The organism is Mycobacterium sp. (assembly GCF_049281135.1).
Lineage (GTDB): Bacteria > Actinomycetota > Actinomycetes > Mycobacteriales > Mycobacteriaceae > Mycobacterium.
Genome location: NZ_JBAPRN010000806.1, coordinates 1 through 1,931, shown reverse-complemented (window position 1 = coordinate 1,931; position 1,931 = coordinate 1). Strand labels below are relative to the sequence as shown.

The window sequence follows — 1,931 nt, the reverse complement described above, 5'->3', positions numbered from 1 at the left end:
GGATGGCCGGGTACCGCGAAATCGGTCTGCACCTTCAGCCGGCCTTTCTCGGTCGGCAGTCCCAGCTTCCGGATCAGCGGGGCGGCGGTCACCCCGGTAACCCACGCGACCGTATGGGTGTCCACCCGCGAACTGTCGCTTAACACGACATGGTCCGAGTGGACTTCGTTGAGCGTCAACCCCAATCGGACGTCGACCCCTCGTCGATGCAGCACCTTCATCGCGCGGGACCCCAGCTTGTCGCCGACTTCAGGCATCACCTGCTCGGCGAGGTCCAGCAGCAAGAACTTGACCTCGGCGGGGTCGGAGTTCATCTGCTTGGCCGCAGCGTAGGCCAGTGCGCGCAGTTGCAGGATGAGTTCGGTCCCGGAATACGATGCACCCACCACGACGATGGTGCGCCGAGCTCGCGCGAGTTCGGCATCGTCGTCCACGGTGGACAACTCCAATTGCTCGAGCACGTGGTCGCGCAGGTAGAGGGCCTCCGCCGTCGACTTCAAACCCCTTGCGTACTGGGCTAATCCGGGGATGTCAAACAAGCGGGTGACCGACCCTGGCGTCAATACCAGCCGGTCCCACGACAACGAACGGGAACGCTGCTCGAGGTCGGTGAACTCCAGCTGGTGCTGTGCCAAGTCGATACTGTCGACCCGCCCGCGAATCTTGCGCACCCCACGCAGGCTCCCCGCGAGCGGGATCGTCACGAATCGCGCGTCGACCACTCCTCCGGCCACGTCCGGCAGCAGTGGCGTGTAGAGCATGTAGTCCACCGGCGAGATGATCGTGATGTCGACATCGGTTTTACGCAGTCGGCGGGCCAGGCGCCGCGCGCACTCGAAGCCGGTAAATCCACTGCCCACAATCACGATCGACGTCACCGTGTCCATGTTGCCACCCGGCTGCAACCAGAAACCGACTTCAAGGGGCCGCCAGCTGCACAACAGTTTTCTCACTGGCAAATCCGGGTAACTCATCAGAACGCTCGTGAGTCGAGTGAGACCGGAGGAGAAACCCATGGGAGACGACGCGAGTGATCCCATCGACCATCACCGGACGACGCAACCCCTCGCCGGCGAGACGATGAAGAACACCGCGAAGGCGCCGGGTTTGGTTTTTGTCGCGGCGTCCGTGGTGGCATTTGTGATCTGTCTGGCCAGTTTCGCCGTCCGGCAAGTCAGCGTTGGAGTTGGCGCCGCGATCGTCGCCTTGCTTGCCGCCGGTGCTGCGCTTGCCTGGTTGACCATGGAGGGACGGCGAGTCCGCCAGGTGCAACGGGACTGGAGCAGGACCCACCACGACGTCGGGTAGCGCCGCTGGCTACTCCAGATCGGCCAAGTTGCAGACGGACTTACGAACGTCCGACTTGATGATTCGTGCCACCAGGCGTCCCAGCGGCCCGTTGAGCAGACCACCGCCGAGGTCGGCGGTGAGATGAAAGGTGGATCCTGGATGATCGTCGGTAACCTTCATGCCAACCGTGATGTGTATCCCGCCGCGTCCACGGCCGGATAACTCGATCGCTTTCGGCTCGTCGTATTGCGTGACGGTCCAGTGGATGACGTTGCGGAATCCCTTGACCTTGATGAGCGACGACACGCGGGTGCCCTTTTCGATCTCCTCGGGGACCTCGCCGCGCCAGCCGCCGAATATCGTCATCCAGTCGCCGAACCGGCTGAGGTCTGACGCCAGCTTCCAGGCGGACTCCGGCGCAAGCTTCGACGACGTCGAGATATCCACTTGTGCCATGTCATCTCGCTCTCCCGTGATGTGAATACCGCCGCGTGCTGGCCCTGCATACCCTCGGGTGCCCGCTTGATAAACCGCGGTTTCGCAGATCAGATACCTTTCCAGGTCTGATCGAGTTGCTCGGCCACGTCGATGACTTGTGCCGCTTGGGATTCGGGCGTATCGATTTCGTCGTTGACGTATTG

The 1,931-nt window shown here is 62.6% G+C and carries 3 protein-coding genes and 1 pseudogene; 1 reads left to right on the top strand and 3 read right to left on the bottom strand.

Features of this window, described 5'->3' with window-relative positions:
* Positions 1-878: NAD(P)/FAD-dependent oxidoreductase (locus WAN02_RS31905; RefSeq protein WP_422269356.1), on the bottom strand; the 878-nt coding region annotated here is incomplete at its 3' end.
* A gap of 136 nt (positions 879-1,014) precedes the next feature.
* Between WAN02_RS31905 and WAN02_RS31900 the strand changes: the two genes are divergently transcribed.
* Positions 1,015-1,308, top strand: coding sequence for a LapA family protein (locus tag WAN02_RS31900; protein ID WP_422269355.1), 294 nt, complete (start codon positions 1,015-1,017; stop codon positions 1,306-1,308).
* A gap of 9 nt (positions 1,309-1,317) precedes the next feature.
* Here the strand turns inward: WAN02_RS31900 and WAN02_RS31895 are convergent, their stop codons facing one another.
* Together WAN02_RS31895 and WAN02_RS31890 are read right to left on the bottom strand one after the other, a co-directional pair.
* Positions 1,318-1,746 carry a type II toxin-antitoxin system Rv0910 family toxin gene (locus WAN02_RS31895; RefSeq protein WP_422269354.1) on the bottom strand — a complete coding sequence of 143 codons (429 nt, stop codon included), beginning with the start codon at positions 1,744-1,746 and terminating at the stop codon, positions 1,318-1,320.
* Between the two features lie 89 nt (positions 1,747-1,835).
* Positions 1,836-1,931, bottom strand: a pseudogene (locus WAN02_RS31890) (hypothetical protein); the annotation flags it as partial.

Bases quoted from the DNA above. Each gene is read 5' to 3' on its own strand.
- WAN02_RS31900 (WP_422269355.1), top strand. From the start codon at position 1,015: ATGGGAGACGACGCGAGTGATCCCATCGACCATCACCGGACGACGCAA.
- WAN02_RS31895 (WP_422269354.1), bottom strand. From the start codon at position 1,746: ATGGCACAAGTGGATATCTCGACGTCGTCGAAGCTTGCGCCGGAGTCC.